We start from the raw sequence: 18,376 nt of genomic DNA on the forward strand, positions 1-18,376 counted from the left end.
CACAATTGCACCACCAGTCACAGCGCGTCTGCTTCTCGTCGGCAGCGGGCACGTGTAGAAAGACATACGAAGCATGTCTCGATAGGAGACCTTCGAATGTCACGTCGAAAGAGAGTCACCATCATGCGCACTGAGCTTGTTCGGTTCGGTCGGACTACATCGGCCGGTACACGGGCTCGGCGAGCGGCAGCAGCATTGACCGTCGCTTCCGCGCTGATGATCCCCTTCGCGACGACGACCGTTGCCTCCGCTGCCCCCGTCGCCAGGACGGCCCCTGTTGCACTGGCCGGCCCCGCCTACACGCAGACATCCGGTGCCACCGTCACTTCGGTGGACTGGCTCTCCGACCGTCGCGTCGCGCTGTGGATCCAGTCGCCCTCGATGGGAACGCCCATCCAGGTTCAGCTGCTGCTCGCGCGTGACTGGAACATCAACCCTCAGGCGACGTTCCCACAGGTGTACATGCTCGACGGCCTGCGCGCGACCGACCAGGAGAACGGCTGGACGGCCGAGACCGACGCCGAGTCGTACTTCGCCGACAAGAACGTCAACGTGGTCCTGCCCATCGGCGGCCAGTCCAGCTTCTACTCCGACTGGGTCGATCAGGACAACGGCAAGAACTACCAGTGGGAGACGTTCCTGACAGAGGAGCTCCCGCCGATTCTCGAGCGCGACTGGCGCAGCACCGACAACCGCGGCGTCGTCGGACTGTCGATGGGCGGCACGTCCGCGATGTTCCTTGCCGCGCGCAACCCCGGCTTCTTCAAGTTCGCCGGATCGCTCTCGGGCATCCTGAGCACCACCTCGCTCGGCATGCCGCAGGCCATTCAGTACGCGATGACCGACGCCGGTGGGTTCAACTCCAGCGCCATGTGGGGACCGCCGTCGAATTCGCTGTGGGCTCAGCACGATCCGTACGTGCTGGCCGACAAGCTCGAAGGTGTCAGTCTCTACATCTCGAGCGGCAACGGCTCGGCCGGACCCTACGATCAGCCGTCGCCCATTCCTGGTGTGAGCACCAACTACGCAGGTATGGGACTGGAGATTCTGTCGCGACTGACCTCGCAGACGTTCGCCACCAAGCTCAACCAGCTCGGCATTCCCGCTCAGGTCAACTACCGGCCGTCGGGCACGCACTCGTGGCCGTACTGGCAGTTCGAGTTGCATCAGCTGTGGCCGCAGCTCGCCACCGCGCTCGGCGTCGAGGTGGACAAGCCCGCGTGCAGCGCCGCCGGTCTGATCGGAAACGCGAGCGGTGCCAACTCGTGGCTCGGCCCGTGCTTGACCGCCGAATACAACGTGGCAGGCGGACGCGCACAGGACTTCACCTTCGGCCGGGTCTTCTTCACCCCCGACACCGGTGCTCAGGTCGTCGCCGGTGCCATCGGTGGCATCTACCAGGGCAACAGGGGCCCCGAGGGTGCTCTCGGTTTCCCGACGACCGGCGAGATCGGAACTCCCGACGGTCGCGGACGGTTCAACGCTTTCCAGAACGGCATGGTCTACTTCACGCCGCAGACCGGCGCGCACGCGGTCAAGGGCGCTGTGCTCGACGAGTGGGCCGCCCAGGGTTACGAGGGCGGACCGCTCGGCTACCCGGTGCTCGACGAGGTCGAAACCCCGACCAAGCCCGGATCGGTGCAGGGCTTCGAGATCGGTGCCATCTACACCTCGCCCGAGGCCGGTGTGCACTCGGTGCAGGGCATGATTCTGGGCAAGTACGGCGAATTGGGTTGGGAGGGTGGACCTCTCGGGTTCCCCAAGTCCAACGAGCTCGGTCCGATCAGGGACGGCGGACGCTTCAACCAGTTCGAGACGGGCAACATCTACTGGAGCCCTCTGAGCGGTGCCTGGTCCACTCCGTACGGTCCGATCTTCGACGCGTGGGGATCGGTCGGCTACGAGGGCGGCCGGCTCGGCTACCCCACCAGCGATCAGTTCGACATCGACGGTGGCGGCAAGCAGCAGAACTTCCAGTTCGGCATCATCACGCTGAAGGACGGCGTCGCCACGATCGCGCCGTAGAACCTGCCGATAGCAGCTCAGAGTTCTCACAGAGCGCGGCGGTACTCTCGCCTGCGAACCCGACGACCGAAGGATTTCGATCGATGACGCGTAATTCCCTCACCAGGACTCTGTCGCTCGGTGTGTTCGCCGTTGCGGCGAGTTCGATGCTGGTGGCCTGCGGGAGTGACGACTCGACGGCGACCGGAGCTCCGACGAGCACCACCTCGGCCGTCGAGACGACGACCGAGGCGAGTTCGACGACGTCGGCTGCAGAGAGCACCACCGCTGCGCCGACCACGAGTCCGGGGGAGGCGGCCACTGCGCCGCCCGAGCAGCCTCAGCCCGTGCCGGACGATTTCCCGGGGCCGACGGAAAGTCAGATCGACGACCGCGGTCAGAGTTTCCTGGACGAGTTGAGGAAGCAGGGCATCACCCCGGCCGGCAACGGCGACATCGCGGTCTCGACGGCCAACTACATCTGTGCCGCGCAGGCGCAGGGCGTCACGGCCGAGGAGATCTCGACCTTCGTCACGGCGAACGTCGGCGTCGAGGCCAGCGCTTCCGGAACCCAGATGAGCGAGACGCAGGCTCAGCAGGCGGCTCAGACCTACATCGCCGCCGCGCAGGCGACCTACTGCAGGCCGTAGAGATCCACGGTGATGGCCAAGCGTAAGCGCAGAATCCTTCCGGTGATCGCCGTTGCGGCGATCATCGGTTTGATCATCGTCGCCCTCTGGTACCTGCTTGCCGGAAGGCTGCCGAAGGAACCGGGAATTCCGGTGCCTCCGGGCCCCGAGGAGCCGACGTCGCAGCCGGCCGATTGCCCCGACGTTCAGGTCATCGCCATCCCCGGTACCTGGGAGTCGTCTGCCACCGACGACCCGTACAACCCGACGGCCAACCCGGTGTCGTTGATGCTCAACGTCACTCGTCCGTTGCAGGAGCAGTTCCCCGGCTCGCGAGCGGACGTCTACACCGTGCCGTACGTGGCACAGTTCTCGAATCCCATCGCGCTGCCGCCGGACGGCCAGGAGTCCTACAACAACAGCCGCACCCAGGGCAAAGCCGTCGCCGTGCAGAAGATGACCGATGTCAGCGCGCGTTGCCCGTTGACCAATTTCGTCCTCGCAGGCTTCTCTCAGGGCGCGGTCATCTCCGGCGACATCGCAGCGGACATCGGAGCGGGCAACGGTCCCATTTCGGCCGATCGTGTTCTGGGCGTCACCCTCATCGCCGACGGTCGACGCGACGGCGTCTCCGGCACCGATGTTCCGGCCCCGCTCGACGGCGTCGGTGCCGAGGTAGCGCTCGGCGGACTCGACCTGCCCGGTATCACGATGACGGGGCGTCGGGAAGGTGGCTTCGGTGCTCTCGACGACCGGACCAATCAGATCTGTGCTCCCGGCGATCTGATCTGCTCGTCGCCGTCGGATGGATTGTCGCTCCGCAACATTCCGCAGAGCATCCAGATTCTGATCGGTGCTGCAGGCAACCCCGTTCATGCGTCGTACAACAGTTTCGTCGTCGACGAATCCGGTACGACGGCTACTCAGTGGACCGCTTCGTGGGCCGCCGGACTGATCGAGAACGCCCCGACGCCCCCGCATTCGTGAGCGCTGACGCTTTTATAACGGAAACGTCACAACGCGACGTGTGGCGATCTATTGCCGGGCACAAACCTGGGTCGTGAAACCCCCAGCCGGTGTGATCGCGTCGGGCCAGCGGCTAGAGTGGCGCCTTGGACCTGCGCAGATCGGCCCCGGCCGGGCTGCTCTCGCCACCCGAAACAAGACCGCTCCACACTCCGAGGAGAGCAATAGATGAGTTCCGCCGAGGCCGCGACCGCAGGGCCGCGTAAATTCCGATTCGCTGCGGGCGGAGAGGGAAACGCCGAGGAGGGCGGGGCTCGGAAGTTCATCAAGCTGGCGCAGCAGGCCGAGGAACTGGGCTACGACAGCTTCATGATTCCCGATCACCTGGGCAACCAGGTCGGTCCCATCGCAGCACTCGGCGCGCTCGCCGTCGCCACCGACAAGATTCGGCTCGGCACCGCTGTGTTGGCCAACGGCTTCCGGCATCCGGCGGTGCTGGCCAAGGACGCGACCACCATCGATGTGCTGTCGGGCGGGCGGCTCGAACTCGGTCTCGGTGCCGGTTGGATGCGTGAGGAGTACGACAAGGCGGGCATCACGTACGACCGCCCGGGCGTGCGCATCGAGAAGTTGGAAGAGACGCTCGAAATCCTCGACGTGCTGTTGCGCGGTCAGGAATGCAATTTCGAGGGCAAGCACTACACGATCACCGGTCTCAAGGGCAGTCCTCGGCCGCGGCAGGGACCGCGTCCTCCGATCTGCATCGGCGGTGGCGGTCCGAAGATGCTCGCGTTGGCGGCCAAGCACGCCGACATCATCTCCGTGGTGCCGAGCACCTCGAAGGAGGGCAAGCTGTTGCTCTCGGGCATGACCATCGAGAAGACCCTCGAGCGAGTCGAGCTCATTCGCGCGGCCGCGGGCGATCGGTTCGACGACATCGAACTGAACTGGGCCATCACCACGATCGTGGTCACCGACGACCGTGAACAGATGGCCGAGATGGCGCTGGCGGCACTCGACAACGGCTACCCGCCGAACGTGGACGTCGACGTCAAGCTCACCGTCGAGGACATCCTGTCGTCTCCGTACCTCGCATTCGGGACATACGAGGAAATTGCCGATCAGATCCGTAACGTTCGCGCGCGGACGACGATGTCCTATGTCGGGGTTTTCCCTACTCAAATGGAAGCATTCGCGCCGGTTGTCGACTTGCTGAAAGGCGAGTGACGCAGGCGCGTGTCGGTACCATGTAGCTGGCCTTTCAAACCAGGTGCCAAACCGACACCGTAAGAGCTACTAGTCAGTAACATAAAACGCTGTTCGGTGTCTGCATGCACGCAGCCGGTGGTGCGGGCCCAGGTCACGCAGGCTGTGTGGCAGCGGATTCGTGTCGGAGGAGATTGAAGTAATGAGCCACACGTTCGATGATTTCATCGATGAGAACGGCCACATCACCATCGGTGAAGGGCAGACGCTCGTCCGTCACGTCGAGGTGAACGTGCAGGAGAATTCCGACACGCTCGCGTACCGGTTCGTCGACTACTCCCGGGAACGTGACGGCGAGGCTCACGAGCTGACCTGGGCCGAGTTCGGTACTCGTCTCAAAGCGGTCGCGGCTCGCCTGCAGCAGGTCACCCAGCCCGGTGATCGAGTGGCGATCCTGGCACCGCAGGGCCTCGAGTACGTCATCGCCTTCTTCGGTGCGATCTACGCGGGCACCATCGCGGTGCCGCTGTTCGATCCCGACGAGCCCGGTCACACCGACCGCCTGCACGCGGTCCTCGGTGACTGCAAGCCGAGCGCCATCCTCACCGCGAGCAACTCGGCCGCAGGCGTGCGCGCGTTCTTCCGCGCCCTGCCCGCAGCGGAGCGTCCCCGGATCATCGCCGTCGACGCCGTCCCGGACAGCGTCGGCGAGACGTGGGTCGAGCCCAAGGCCGGGCTCGACGACATCGCCTACCTGCAGTACACCTCCGGTTCGACGCGGACGCCGGCCGGCGTCGAGATCACGCACCGCGCAGTGGGCGTCAACGCGCTGCAGATGGTCGACAGCATGGAGATCAACCACGACTCCCGCGGCGTCACCTGGCTGCCGATGTTCCACGACATGGGCCTGCTGACCGTCATCCTCCCGGCGCTCGGCGGCAAGTACATCACCATCATGAGCCCGCGCGCCTTCGTGCAGCGGCCCTGGCGCTGGATCAAGGAACTCGCAGCTGTCTCCGACGGCGCAGGCACCTTCGCGGCAGCACCGAACTTCGCGTTCGAGCACGCCGCGCAGCGTGGATTGCCGAAGAACGGCGAGCCCCTCGACCTGTCCAACGTCATCGGCCTGATCAACGGCAGTGAGCCCGTCACCACGTCATCGATGAAGAAGTTCAACGAGGCGTTCGGCCCCTACGGACTGCCCAAGTCCGCGATCAAGCCGTCCTACGGCATGGCGGAGGCGACCCTGTTCGTCTCGACCAGCAAGCACGCCGACGAGGCCAAGGTCGTCTACGTCGACCGCGTAGAGCTCAACGCAGGCAACTTCGTCGTCGTCGCCCCCGACGCCCCCGGTGCCATCCCGCAGGTGTCCACCGGAACCGTCGCACGCAGCCAGTGGGCTGCCATCGTCGACTCCGAGACCGCCACCGAGGTTGCCGACGAGCACGTCGGCGAGATCTGGTTGCACGGCGAGAACATCGGCAAGGGCTACTGGGGCCGCGAGACCGAGACCACGGAGACCTTCCACAACAAGCTCGTCCACCGCAACTCCGAGGGCTCGCACGCAGAGGGCGCTCCCGAGGGTGGCAACTGGATGCGTACCGGCGACTTCGGCGTCTACCACGACGGCGAGCTCTACATCACCGGTCGCGTCAAGGACCTCGTCATCGTCGACGGTCGCAATCACTACCCGCAGGACCTCGAGTTCTCGGCCCAGGAAGCCAGCAAGGCACTGCGTCCCGGCTTCGTCGCGGCGTTCGCCGTTCCGCTCAACCAGCTACCGGACATCGTGTTCGAGTTCAGCGGCGCAGCCCTGACCAAGGACTCCGACGACAGCTCCGAGCAGCTCGTGATCGTCGCCGAGCGTGCACCCGGCTCGGGCAAGGCAGACCCGGCTCCGATCGCCGACGAGGTGCGTACCGCAGTATCGGCACGGCACGGGGTCACCGTTCGCGATGTCTTGCTCGTCCCGGCCGGTTCCATTCCGCGTACGTCCAGCGGCAAGATCGCTCGACGCGCCTGCAAGGCCGCGTACATCGAGGGCACGCTGCGTGGCGGTTACCAGCAGACGGCCTTCCCGGATGCAGAACTGCCCGACTGACGGACGCATCCTCCGTTCTTCCTCCGATACGACTTGGTGAGTAATGGCTGAACAAGAGACAGACAAAATCGAGCGCGTGGACGGCGGAGACCTCACGGTTGCGCAGCTGCGGGACTGGCTGCGCAACTGGGTTGCGGACGCGACCGGGCAGCCGGCGTCGGCCATCTCCGACGACCGCCCGATGGAGGAATTCGGTCTGTCCTCTCGCGATGCCGTCGCACTGAGCGGCGAGATCGAGGAACTGGTGGGGGTCACGCTGACCGCCACCGTCGTCTATCAGCACCCCACCATCGCCTCGCTGGCCAAGATCATCATCGAAGGCGAGCCGGACGAGCCTGTCGGCACCGTGGACGACGCGTTCTACACCAGCGGCGGGCAGTCGGGCGATGCGCACGACGTCGCGATCGTGGGCCTGTCCTCCCGGTTCCCGGGTACCGGACAGACTCCCGAAGAGATGTGGTCGCTGCTGATCGAGGGCCGCGACGGCATCACCGATCTGCCCGACGGCCGCTGGCAGGAATTCACCTCCGATCCCGTCATCGCTGCCGCGGTGGCCGCGACGGTGACCAAGGGCGGTTACCTCGACGACGTCAAGACCTTCGACGCCGAGTTCTTCGCGATGTCGCCCAACGAGGTCGTCAACGTCGATCCGCAGCAGCGGCTCGCGCTGGAATTGACCTGGGAAGCGTTGGAGCACGCGCACATTCCGGCCAGCTCGATCAAGGGCAGTCAGGTGGGCGTCTTCATCGGCAGCTCCTCCAACGACTACCAGCTCATCGCCGTCAGCGACCCGGCCGTGCACCCGTATGCCCTCACCGGCACGTCCACCGCCATCGTCGCCAACCGAGTGTCGTACTTCTACGACTTTCGCGGGCCGTCGATCGCCGTCGACACCGCGTGCTCGTCGTCGCTCGTCGCCGTGCACCAGGCGGTGCGCAGTCTGCGTACCGGCGAATCCGATCTGGCCGTCGCCGGTGGCGTCAACATGCTGCTCGCACCGCCCATCACCGTCGGATTCGGTCAGACGGGTGTGCTCGCGCCCGACGGCCGAATCAAGGCCTTCTCCTCCGACGCGAACGGCATGATCCGCTCCGAAGGCGGCGGACTCGTCGTCCTCAAGCGACTCGAGGACGCCGAGCGCGACGGTGACCAGGTGCTTGCCGTCATCGCCGGCTCCGCGATCAACCAGGACGGCCGGTCCAACGGTCTGCTGGCACCGAACCCGGACGCACAGGCCGACGCGTTGCGGTTCGCCTACCGCGACGCCGGTATCAACCCGTCGGGCGTGGACTACATCGAAGCGCACGGCACCGGAACCATTCTGGGCGATCCCATCGAGGCCGACGCTCTCGGTCGTGTGGTCGGCCGTGGCCGCGACGCCGACAAGCCTGCCCTGCTGGGATCGGCGAAGACCAACTTCGGACACCTCGAATCTGCCGCAGGCGCAGCAGGTTTGATCAAGGTCGTCCTGGCGATGCAGCAGAACAAGCTCCCCGCCTCGCTCAACTACGTGGGCCCCAACCCGTACATCGACTTCGACAAGGCGCACCTGAAGGTGATCCCGGAGGCCACCGACTGGCCGCGGTACACCGGCAAGGCCGTCGCAGGCGTCTCCGGCTTCGGATTCGGTGGCACCAACGCGCACGTCGTCGTCCGCGAGTACGTCCCGGGTGAGACCGCAGACGCATTCGATTCAGCGGCGGTGGATCCGGAAGCCGTTCTCGTCGAGGGTGTCACCGATGTGGCCGGTGAGGAACTGCCGATCGTCGCCGACCCCGAGCCCGAGCCCGTCTTGTCGGAGGTCGAGACCACCGATCCGGTGGCCGAGGCCGAGACCATACTGTCCGACGCTGAAACAGGTTCGGAGACAGTGATTCTCGCTGTGTCCGCGGCCCTGCCCTCGCGTCGCAAGCGGGCCGCATCGGAACTGGCCGACTGGCTCGAAACCGAAGAGGGCAGCACGACGCCTCTCGTCGACGTGGGCCGCACCTTGGCCCGCCGCAACCACGGGCGTTCGCGTGCAGTGGTTCTGGCATCCACCACAGCAGAGGCCATCGCCGGACTGCGCGCCATCGCGGCAGGCAAGCCGGGCCCCGGTGTGTTCTCGGCAGATTCGCCCGCGTCCAACGGGGCGGTGTGGGTGTTCTCCGGCTTCGGTTCGCAGCACCGCAAGATGGCATCGCGGCTCTACCGCACCAACGCGGTGTTCGCCGCCGAGGTCGACAAGATCGACGACCTGGTCGTCGACGAGGCCGGCTACTCCATCCGCGAGATCATCCTCGACGACTCGCAGACCTACGAGTTCGAGAACTCCCAGGTCGCCATCTTCGTCATCCAGATCGCCTTGGCGGCAACGCTTCGCGCGCACGGTGCCGAGCCGGCGGCCGTCATCGGACACTCGATGGGCGAGGTCGCGGCCGCATACGTTGCCGGTGGCCTGAACCTCGAAGACGCAGTGCGCATCATCTACGCCCGTTCGCGACTGCTGGCCGAGGGCCAGGACGGACTCGGAGCCGCATCGCAGGGTGCCATGGCTCTCGTCGAGTACACCCCGGACGAGGTCAAGACCCTCACCGATCAATTCCCCAACGTCGAACCGTGCGTCTATGCAGCACCGACGCACACCACCGTCGGAGGACCACGCGCCGAGGTCGAGGCTCTCGTCGAGATGGCCGAGGCCGCAGGCAAGATGGCTCGCCTGCTCGACGTCAAGGGCGCCGGACACACCGCGGCAGTGGATGTCCTGCTCGGTGAGCTGGCCGCCGAACTCGCCGGAATCGAACCCGGCAAACTCACTGCCGGGGTCTACTCGTCGGTCGATCGCGAGGCGCACTATCGCGTCGGGCATGCGGCTATTCACGGCGTCGAGTACTGGACCAAGGGAATGCGTCATCCGGTCTGGTTCACGCAGGCCGTCAATGTCGCTGTGGGAGACGGTCACACGACGTTCGTCGAGCTCGCCCCCAACCCGGTTGCGTTGATGTCGGTCGCCGCCACGGCGTGGGCTGCAGGCGTTGCCGATTCGACTCTGATTCCGACGCTCAAGCGCAAGGAGGACGAGTCCGAGACCTTCCTCTCCGCTCTGGCGCAGCTCTACGTCCACGGGCACGCCCTGGAACTGGCCACGCTGTTCGAGTCCGGCCCGTACGCAGCCATCCCGCGTACCGCGTACCTGCGCAAGGAGTTCTGGCTGAACTCGCAGGTCAGCTCCAGCGGCAACGCGCGAGTTCCCGGTGCGCGCGTCGCCTTGCCTGATGGCCGCCACGTCTGGGAAGTTCAGGCCTCGGCCGTCACCTCATTCGATGCATTGGTCACGGCCGCTGCATCGCAGGTGTTCTCCGATGTGGCCCTGGGTGTTTCGGTCTCCCATGCTGCGGTACCGAAGGCGGGCACGGTCGTCACCACGTTGACCTCGCACCTCGGTGGCGCGTCGGTCCAGGTGCACGCACACGAGGGCTCGGCGTTCACCCTGCTGCACGAGGCCGTCGTCACCTCCGGTGATGCGCGTCCGGAACCCGTTGTGGCGGTGGAGGAGCGATCCTCGTCCCCCATGGAGGAGTTGCCGGAGGTCGTCGAGACGTTCGGTGACCGTTGGGATCCCAACGGCAATCAGAAGCTCGAAGACCGATTGGCCATCATCGTCGCGGAGTCCATGGGCTATGCGCCCGAGGATCTGCCGCCCGAGGTTCCGCTGATCGAGCTCGGCCTCGATTCACTCAGCGCCGTGCGGATCAAGAACCGGGTGGAGTACGAATTCGACATTCCCACAGTGCAATTGCAGGCCGTGCGTGATGCGAACCTGCGTGAGGTGGAGAAGTACCTGCGCTACGCGATCGAGAACCGCGACGAGGTGCAGGCACTGGCCGACAAGCAGGCGGCGGAGAAGGCAGCCGAACAGGCTGCCGAGAGCGGTGCGGCAGCTCGCGAGGAAGCGCTGGACACCGCTGTTGCGGCACCCGACGCTGCGGTACCGAGCGCCGAGTACCAGCCTGCGCCTGCTGTTGCTGCCCCGGCGGTTGTTGCTCCGGCGCAGACCGACCTCGGCGGCAAGGAAGCGTTCGCCGAGGCTGCTGGGTCCGACGTGCCTCCGCGCGACAATGCCGAGCGGATGACCTTCGCGACATGGGCTGTGGTGACGAAGGAATCGGCCAAGGGCATCTTCAACACCCTGCCGATCCTCGACGACGAGACGGCCGAGAAGCTGGCTGCTCGTCTGACCGAGCGGGCCGGCGGCGAGATCACCTTCGACGACGTCCTGGACTCGGAGACCATCGAGCAGCTCGCAGACAAGGTTCGCCCGCACCTCGAGGACGGTGAGATCGACGGCGTCGTACGCAATCTGCGTGCCCGCCCCGAAGGTTCAACCGCCACACCGGTGTTCGCGTTTCACTCGGCCGGTAGCTCCACCGTCGCCTACGAGCCCTTGCTGAGGAAGCTGCCCGCGGGCACTCCGATGTACGGACTCGAGCGCGTCGAAGGACCCATCGCCGTACGAGCCGCGGAGTACGTGCCGCTGATCAAGGCGATCCAGCCCGAAGGGCCGTACGTGTTCGTCGGCTGGTCGCTCGGCGGCATCCTCGCCTACGAGGTGGCGCGGCAGATGGAGGAAGAGGGGATCGAGGTCGCCTACGTCGGGCTGCTCGACACCGTCATGCCCGGCACGCAGATCCCGGACACCAAGGACGAGGTGCGTAAGCGCTGGGAGCGGTACGCGGCGTTCGCGAAGAAGACGTACAACGTCGATTACCCGATTCCGTACGACAAGTTGGTGGAGTCGGACGACGAGGGGCAGATCCGCATCATCACCGATCTGGTGAAGCTCAGCGGCGCGAAGATCCCCGGCGGCATCATCGAGCACCAGCGCACGTCGTGGCTCGACAATCGGGCGATCCAGACGGCCGAGCTCAAGAAGTACGGCGGGCACGTGACGCTGTACATGGCCGACAAGTACCACGACGACGCGATCGCCCTCGAGCCCGCGTACGCCACCCGCGAAGAGCACGGTGGCTGGGGACCGGTGGTCGAGGACCTCGAGATCGTGTACGTCGGAGGCGATCACCTCGCCGTCGTCGACGAGCCGTACATTGGAAAAATTGCGGCCCATTTGTCGAAGACGCTCGAGAACATCGAGTCTGCAAGAACCGGAGCGTAGATCTTGAGTGGCACCACTGCGGAGAAGCTGGCCGAACTACGGACGAAGCTCGAACAGGCCAAGGAGCCGGCCGGCGACATCGGCGTAGCGAAGCGCGCGAAGAAGGGCATCCCCAGTGCCCGCGATCGCGTCAACTCGTTGCTCGATCCCGGCAGCTTCGTCGAGATCGGCGCACTGGTGAAGGCCCCGAACGATCCCGGCGCGCTCTACAGTGACGGCGTCGTCACCGGCCACGGAACCGTCGACGGCCGCCCGATCGCGGTGTTCTCGCACGATCAGACCGTGTTCGGCGGAACCGTCGGCGAGATGTTCGGTCGTAAGGTCGCCGGCATCATGGACTTCGCGATCAAGATGGGCTGCCCGGTCGTCGGCATCAACGACTCCGGTGGAGCTCGTGTGCAGGACGCGGTGACGTCCCTGGCCTGGTACGCCGAGCTGGGTCGACGCCACGAGGCGTTGTCCGGTCTGTGCCCACAGATCTCCCTGATCCTCGGCAAGTGTGCCGGCGGGGCCGTGTACGCGCCGATCAACACCGACATCGTGGTCGCCACCGAAGAGGCGTACATGTTCGTCACCGGCCCGGAGGTCATCAAGTCCGTCACCGGTGAGGATGTCAGCCTCGACGAACTGGGTGGTGCGCGCGTCCAGGCCGTCAACGGCAACGTGCACCACGTGGCAGTGGACGAGAAGGCTGCGTTCGAGTGGATTCGGAACTACCTGAGCTACATGCCGTCGAGCTGCCAGGAAGAGTCGCCGGTGATCAACCCGGGGCTCGAGCCGGAGATCACCGAATCCGATCGCAAGCTCGACTCGTTCATGCCCGACGCCGACAACGCCGGTTACGACATGCACGACATCATCCTGCGCATCTTCGACGACGGTGAATTCCACGAGCTCTCGGGCCAGACGGCACCGAACGTCATCACCGGATTCGCCCGCGTCGACGGCCGGCCGGTGGGAATCGTCGCCAATCAGCCGATGCACCTGTCCGGGGCACTCGACGCCAAGGCAGCGGACAAATGCGCCCGGTTCATCCGGCTCAGCGATGCCTACAACATTCCGATCATCTTCCTCGTCGACACACCCGGCTTCCTGCCCGGCGTCGACCAGGAGACCCTCGGCGTCATCCATCGTGGTGGCCGTTTCATCTTCTCGTTCGTCGAAGCGACGGTGCCGAAACTGACTGTGGTGATTCGTAAGTCGTACGGCGGTGGATACGCGGTGATGGGCTCCAAGCAGCTCGGATCCGACATCAACCTCGCCTGGCCGACCGCCCGCATCGCCGTCATGGGCGCCGAAGGTGCCATCAACATCATGAGTCGCAAACAACTCGCCGAGGCCGGAGAAAATGCACCGGCACTGCGCAAGCAGCTCATCAATTTCTACAACGAACACGTGGCAACGCCCTGGATCGCCGCCGAGCGTGGCTACATCGACGCGGTCATCGAGCCCTCGCAAACGCGCCTCGAAATTCGTAAGGCCCTGCACATCCTGAAAGACAAGGAAGTGCACAAGAGTCCGCGGAAACACTCGTTGCTTCCGATCTAGCCGGACTGAAGTGGTGCCCCAGCCCTCGCGGGGGTCGCTTCGCTCCCGTTCGCGTCAATGGACCATTGCACTGCCGAGACGCATGCGATGGTTCATTCACGCGCGGGCACCGGTAGATTCACGCGGCACCATCACCACATCCGGTCGTGGTCTGGCGAGAGCGTGCTGGAAGTTCCTCCGTAAGTCTTCGAGCACCTGTGTCGGCCGATCGCGGATGTCTTGCGGTGAATGGGACACGACGATCAGTCCGTGCGCCTGCATTCGGTTGCGTCGGGCTTGTGTGCGCTGGTAGTCGGCTGGTGACAGATGGTGGGTCACGGAATCGATTTCACGTGCCAGCGCCACGGCGTCGATCCAGCCGTCCGTGTTGGCGATGAACTCTCCGCTTCGAGCGTAAATATCGCAGTTGTGCGTCATCGCTGGCAGCCCGCTGGTTCGGTACAGGCGTTGGTCCTCGAGTTCTGCCACCGAGTGCGCGTTGTCCCGTAACTCCAGAAGTACGCGGCGGGTGAGCGCGCTGTAGCGGCGCGGCCCTTCGGCCAATTCGGTGGCGATCTCGTCGATGGACACGCCTCCTCGTTGGAGTACTTCGGTCAGCAAGGCGACGCACCGTGCCTCGGACTTCGCGGCCCGTGTGGCGTCGACCAATGAACGCACCAGAGGAGCAACTCGTGTGCTGCCCTTGGTGATCGGCTCGGGAAGCCGCCACGTCCGCTCTGCTCGGACGAAAGACACCGATGCCCGACGCATCTCTGCGGGTAGCAGCAGATGAACCTCCCCGGCGGATCCGTTGGTCCCGTATCCGAACGAATCGAGTCCGACGCAGCCGGTGATCATGCTCGTCGGTCCGCCGTATGCGAGCGCCGCCGCTGAGCGTTCGAGCGTCGACGGATTACCGTTGCGCAGCAGTACGACACCCGGCAGCAATCGCTGCCACGGACCGCCGGCCGCGCATCTGCTGTCGATCGCTGCGTCACTCACGCCCGCCTCGCGAAGCTGCCGACGCGTCACGACGCCGGTCGAGCTGAGGTCGAACAATGAACCTGTGTTCCACAATCGTCTTTTCATGCCCGAAGAGTGGAATCCGGCACCGACACGTTTGTCGCGTTCGGGCGCTGTCGCAGCTTCTCTGTGGATGGTCGACCAGTCTGTGGATGGATTGGCCTTCACCAGTCGCGAGTTGCCAAACATTGTCGGGCTCGGATGTTAGGGCCGGCAGATGGAGTCCTATGAAGCCCGCGGTCCTTGCCCCCCACCGGAGGGTGAATGGACCACCTACGCGCTCAGACGTATGCAACGGTCCATTGACCCACTACGGGCCGAAATGTGAATGGACCCTTGCACGGTCGAGACGTGTGCAAGGGTCCATTGACGCGGAGCGGGGGGCGGGTGGTCAGTCCTCGAATACGCGCAGTTGTCCGTCTTGGTACCAACCTGATCGGGTGACGTCGGCGGTGTCGAGTTCAGCGGGCACGGCGCTCGGGTAGTACTGCTCGTAGCGTTCCAACGAACCCCAGTCCCTGGCCCAGTCGTTTTCGAGGTAGGTGGGGACGGTGACGGGCTTGGCGAGTAGTTCGGACCAGCCCAGTGGGCCGCCGTTTTCGCCGGATTGCCAGGTGTCGGTGGAGCTGACGGCGAGTGGGCGGTCGGGGAGGATGCGATATCCGGGCACCTCGGCGACGCCGTTTCGGTGGTCGAAGGGGCGTTGGCACGGGAATTGCAGTCCGACGGCCCAGTCGAGCAGCACGGGTTGTTCGCCGCCGATCATGGTGTTGAGGTTTTCCATCACGGGCACCCGCGGCGGGGTGAATGCGAGCCATTGGTCGCCGGTGAGGTTGGGGTCGTTGGCGACGATGCGGACGGCGTCGGCGTCGGGTGCGATGTCCGCCAACGGGATTCGGAGGTTGCGCCACGAGGGTGCGGGTCCGATGTCGCGTGGCAGGTAGGTGCCCTGGGCCTGGACGCTTCCGTCGGGCTGACGCTTACCGTATTCGAGCAGTAGCGACTGTCCGTAGGTAAGGGCTCCGGTGTCGTCGTAGGACCAGATGCGTCCGGCGGCGGAGAAGACGACGAGAGGTGCGTCGTCGCTGCGGGCGGGTAGTTCGTACCAGCTCGATGTCGCCTCCGCGGGCTCCTGGACGCCTTCCTGGTAGGAGCCGAGGACGGGGGTGGTGGCCGGGTCGAGGCCGAAGGGCAGGGCGGCGGAGGAGCCGTTGACGCCCACTTCGCCGGTGCCGCCTGCGGTTCCGGAACTCTGGCCCTCCTCGAAGGCTGGCCCGACGGACTGCTGATCGGTATTGCCTTGTCCTGGTTTGACTTCCACGGCGTCGGCGCTGAGGTCGCTGGGCACGCCGTTGGCGGTGAAGTTGCGTAGGGTGCTGCTCGATCCGCCGAGGGGGCCTGCGACGGGGTCGAATTCTTCCGGCAGTGGGCTCAGTACACCTGCGTTGGGGTTCGACTCGACGAGGACGTCGTTTGCGAGTCCGCACGAATTGCCCAGCACCGATTGCACGTTCGAGCGGGCCAGCGAGTAGGCGGGGTACTGAGAGACGGCTCCCTTGACGAGCGAGAGCACCTCGAACAGAACCATGATTCCGGCGATGACGGTCAGCGGCGCGGCGGCGAACTTACGGATGCGTTGACCGCGCGCAGACGTCGGTTTCGGTTGCGGCGGAGCGTATCCCTCGCGCAAGTACTGGAAAGCTGCAATGGCGAGGACCAGTCCGAACAGGATGAGGAACAGGGTGCCCGATTCGTTGCCGCCCAGCGAGACCGTCTTGTCGAACCACGGCACGCCGTAGCTCGAGACGTACCAGTAGCCGTTGATACCCGAGAACGACAGTGCCAGAACGAACATCAGCCCGGCAGTGAACAGCGATCGGTTGCGTCGCGAGCGCAGGGCACTGGCCGAGACGGCGACGGCCGTCAGTGCCGCCAGTCCACCGGCGATTCCGGCGTAGGAACCGAAGTGGTGAGTCCACTTGGTGGGGTTGAACATCATGAAGAAGATGGTGCCGAGGACGACGCCGAGCAGACGCCACGCCGGTCCGTTCGCAATGCCGGGGATGCGTCGTCGACGAAGCAGCACGAACAGTGTGGTGAACAGGCACAGGATCATCGTCAGGAACGCGAAGCGGCGTGCGACCGAGCCGTCGACGGTTTGGACGAAGAGGTAGTAGTACCGCAGGAAGTCCTGGTACCAGGCCTCGTTGGGGCCGATGATGGTGCGGACTCGGGTGGACTCGATCACCGTCGCGTACGTTTGGTCGGCGAAGACGACGACGAGTACCAGCACGCCTGCTGCCGCCAGCGGGGCCAGCATCGCGAGGGTGCCGACCTGACGGTGGCGTCGGACGACGATGCGCGCGATGGGCCGGGCCCCGGCGAGAAGTGCTGCCACACACATCAATCCGGTCGGTGCTGCGGCGAGGGTGAAGGCTCCGATGAGGCAGGCTGCGGCGGCGGGGAGCAGTCGGCCGGTGGCGATGGATCGTTCCACCGAGCACCAGGTCAGGAGTGCTCCGAGCGCGACGATCGGTTCGGGACGCAGACCGTTGTTGTACGGCAGCCAGAAGGCGAGGAACACCAGTCCGCCGGTCCACAGGGCGACGTTGGATTTGCGCACGGCGCGGCCGAGGCGCGGGACCACCTCACGGCTGATCACCATCCAGCACAGGACGCCGGCGATGAGGGCGGGCAGTCGCATCCACGGGCTGGCGGTCGAGATCTTGGCGAACACGGCGAGTACGTCGTAGTACCAGCCGAACGGGGCTTCGGGGACGCCGAACCAGCGGAAGTAGTTCGCCATGTAGCCGGAGTGGTCGGCGGCGCGGGCCATCGTGAGGAGATAGCCGTCGTCCGAGGTGTTCGCGCCGACGAAATGCCAACCGACCAGAACGCCGAGGACGGTGACGTCGACGCCGGTGAACCTCCACCAGTGGGAGGGGAAGAAGCGGCGGTGCGCTCGACCGTCGGTGCCGTCGAGCCGTCCGAGTGCGCCGATAGCCAAGAGCGTGCAGGCGATCGCGAGGATCATGATCAGAGATTTGAGCAGCGTCGGCGACGACGAGAAGCGGGAGTCGACGTCGACGGTGACGGACATGTCGGCCGGGGCCGCGCCGCTGAGATCGCTGAAGATGCCGACGACCTGGGGGCGTAGATCGCCGTCGAGCCTGCCTTGCAGAGGCTGGCCGTCGTCGTCGGTCAGTCCGGTGAAGGCCGCGGAGGTGTACTCGTCGTTCGAGGTGATCTCGATGGCCGCGCAGCGGGTGCTCTCGACGTCGGCGCGCGGTGCCGTCGCGACCACTACGTTGCGGTCGAGAACGTCCACGTTCGATTCGCCGACGCGCACGAACAGACTGTTCAGTGCCGCGCCTTCGCCCTGAGGGGGCGCAGTCGCCAGCAGCAACCCGCCCGACGCGGGGAGTGCTGCGACGGCAGAGCACGGGAGGGTCGCGGTGAGGCTCAGGGGTGCCTGGGACACCAGCGGGGCGTCCACGTCCTGCAGGAGGCCGTTCTGCGGCCATTCGATGGTGGCCGTTGTCTGCGTGACGGGTGCGAACGGAGTGATCAGCGCGAACAGCACACCGAGCACGCCGGCCACCATGGCGATCAGCCGGGGAACTCGTACCTGAGCACGAAGTTCGTCCGAGGCTCGCAGTGGAGCGGGGACGGGTGGACCAGCTGATGAATCTGTCACGACGTCGGGCACGAGAGTCGATGTTATGCGAGCGTGACGAAGAGGTCACACAGGCACCGTCCCCGGGAATA

At 65.5% G+C, this 18,376-nt stretch carries 9 protein-coding genes; 7 read left to right on the top strand and 2 right to left on the bottom strand.

Annotation, left to right across the window (positions count from 1 at the left end):
- Window positions 1-123: 123 nt before the first annotated feature.
- The 7 genes from R4P47_RS11805 to R4P47_RS11835 all read left to right on the top strand — a co-directional run bounded on the left by R4P47_RS11805 (window position 124) and on the right by R4P47_RS11835 (window position 13,606).
- Window positions 124-2,025 carry an alpha/beta hydrolase-fold protein gene (locus tag R4P47_RS11805; RefSeq protein WP_149407722.1) on the top strand — a complete coding sequence of 634 codons (1,902 nt, stop codon included), beginning with the start codon at window positions 124-126 and terminating at the stop codon, window positions 2,023-2,025.
- An 83-nt stretch (window positions 2,026-2,108) separates the two neighbouring features.
- On the top strand, window positions 2,109-2,654 hold the full coding sequence (locus tag R4P47_RS11810; protein WP_317784808.1) for a DUF732 domain-containing protein: 546 nt from the start codon (window positions 2,109-2,111) through the stop codon (window positions 2,652-2,654).
- A 12-nt stretch (window positions 2,655-2,666) separates the two neighbouring features.
- On the top strand, window positions 2,667-3,620 hold the full coding sequence (locus R4P47_RS11815) for a cutinase family protein (RefSeq protein WP_094638929.1): 954 nt from the start codon (window positions 2,667-2,669) through the stop codon (window positions 3,618-3,620).
- A 207-nt stretch (window positions 3,621-3,827) separates the two neighbouring features.
- Complete coding sequence (locus R4P47_RS11820; RefSeq protein WP_317784809.1) at window positions 3,828-4,826, top strand: LLM class F420-dependent oxidoreductase; 999 nt, start codon at window positions 3,828-3,830, stop codon at window positions 4,824-4,826.
- 181 nt (window positions 4,827-5,007) lie between these two features.
- Window positions 5,008-6,906, top strand: coding sequence for a long-chain-fatty-acid--AMP ligase FadD32 (fadD32, locus tag R4P47_RS11825; RefSeq protein ID WP_149407724.1), 1,899 nt, complete (start codon window positions 5,008-5,010; stop codon window positions 6,904-6,906).
- Between the two features lie 43 nt (window positions 6,907-6,949).
- Entirely contained in the window at window positions 6,950-12,058 is a 5,109-nt protein-coding gene (gene pks13 / locus R4P47_RS11830; RefSeq protein ID WP_317784810.1) for a polyketide synthase Pks13, read from the top strand.
- 3 nt (window positions 12,059-12,061) lie between these two features.
- Window positions 12,062-13,606, top strand: a complete 1,545-nt coding sequence (locus R4P47_RS11835; protein ID WP_149407726.1) for an acyl-CoA carboxylase subunit beta — start codon at window positions 12,062-12,064, stop codon at window positions 13,604-13,606.
- Window positions 13,607-13,702: 96 nt separating this feature from the next.
- On the opposite strand, the gene R4P47_RS11840 is transcribed toward R4P47_RS11835, so the two are convergent.
- Both R4P47_RS11840 and R4P47_RS11845 read right to left on the bottom strand, forming a co-directional pair.
- Window positions 13,703-14,674 (bottom strand): hypothetical protein, encoded by a 972-nt coding sequence (locus R4P47_RS11840; protein WP_317784811.1) that lies wholly within the window; start codon window positions 14,672-14,674, stop codon window positions 13,703-13,705.
- 325 nt (window positions 14,675-14,999) lie between these two features.
- Window positions 15,000-18,317, bottom strand: coding sequence for an arabinosyltransferase domain-containing protein (locus tag R4P47_RS11845; protein WP_411567329.1), 3,318 nt, complete (start codon window positions 18,315-18,317; stop codon window positions 15,000-15,002).
- Between the last annotated feature and the right edge of the window lie 59 nt (window positions 18,318-18,376).

It is taken from the genome of Rhodococcus sp. IEGM 1370 (genome assembly GCF_033142325.1).
GTDB lineage: Bacteria > Actinomycetota > Actinomycetes > Mycobacteriales > Mycobacteriaceae > Rhodococcoides.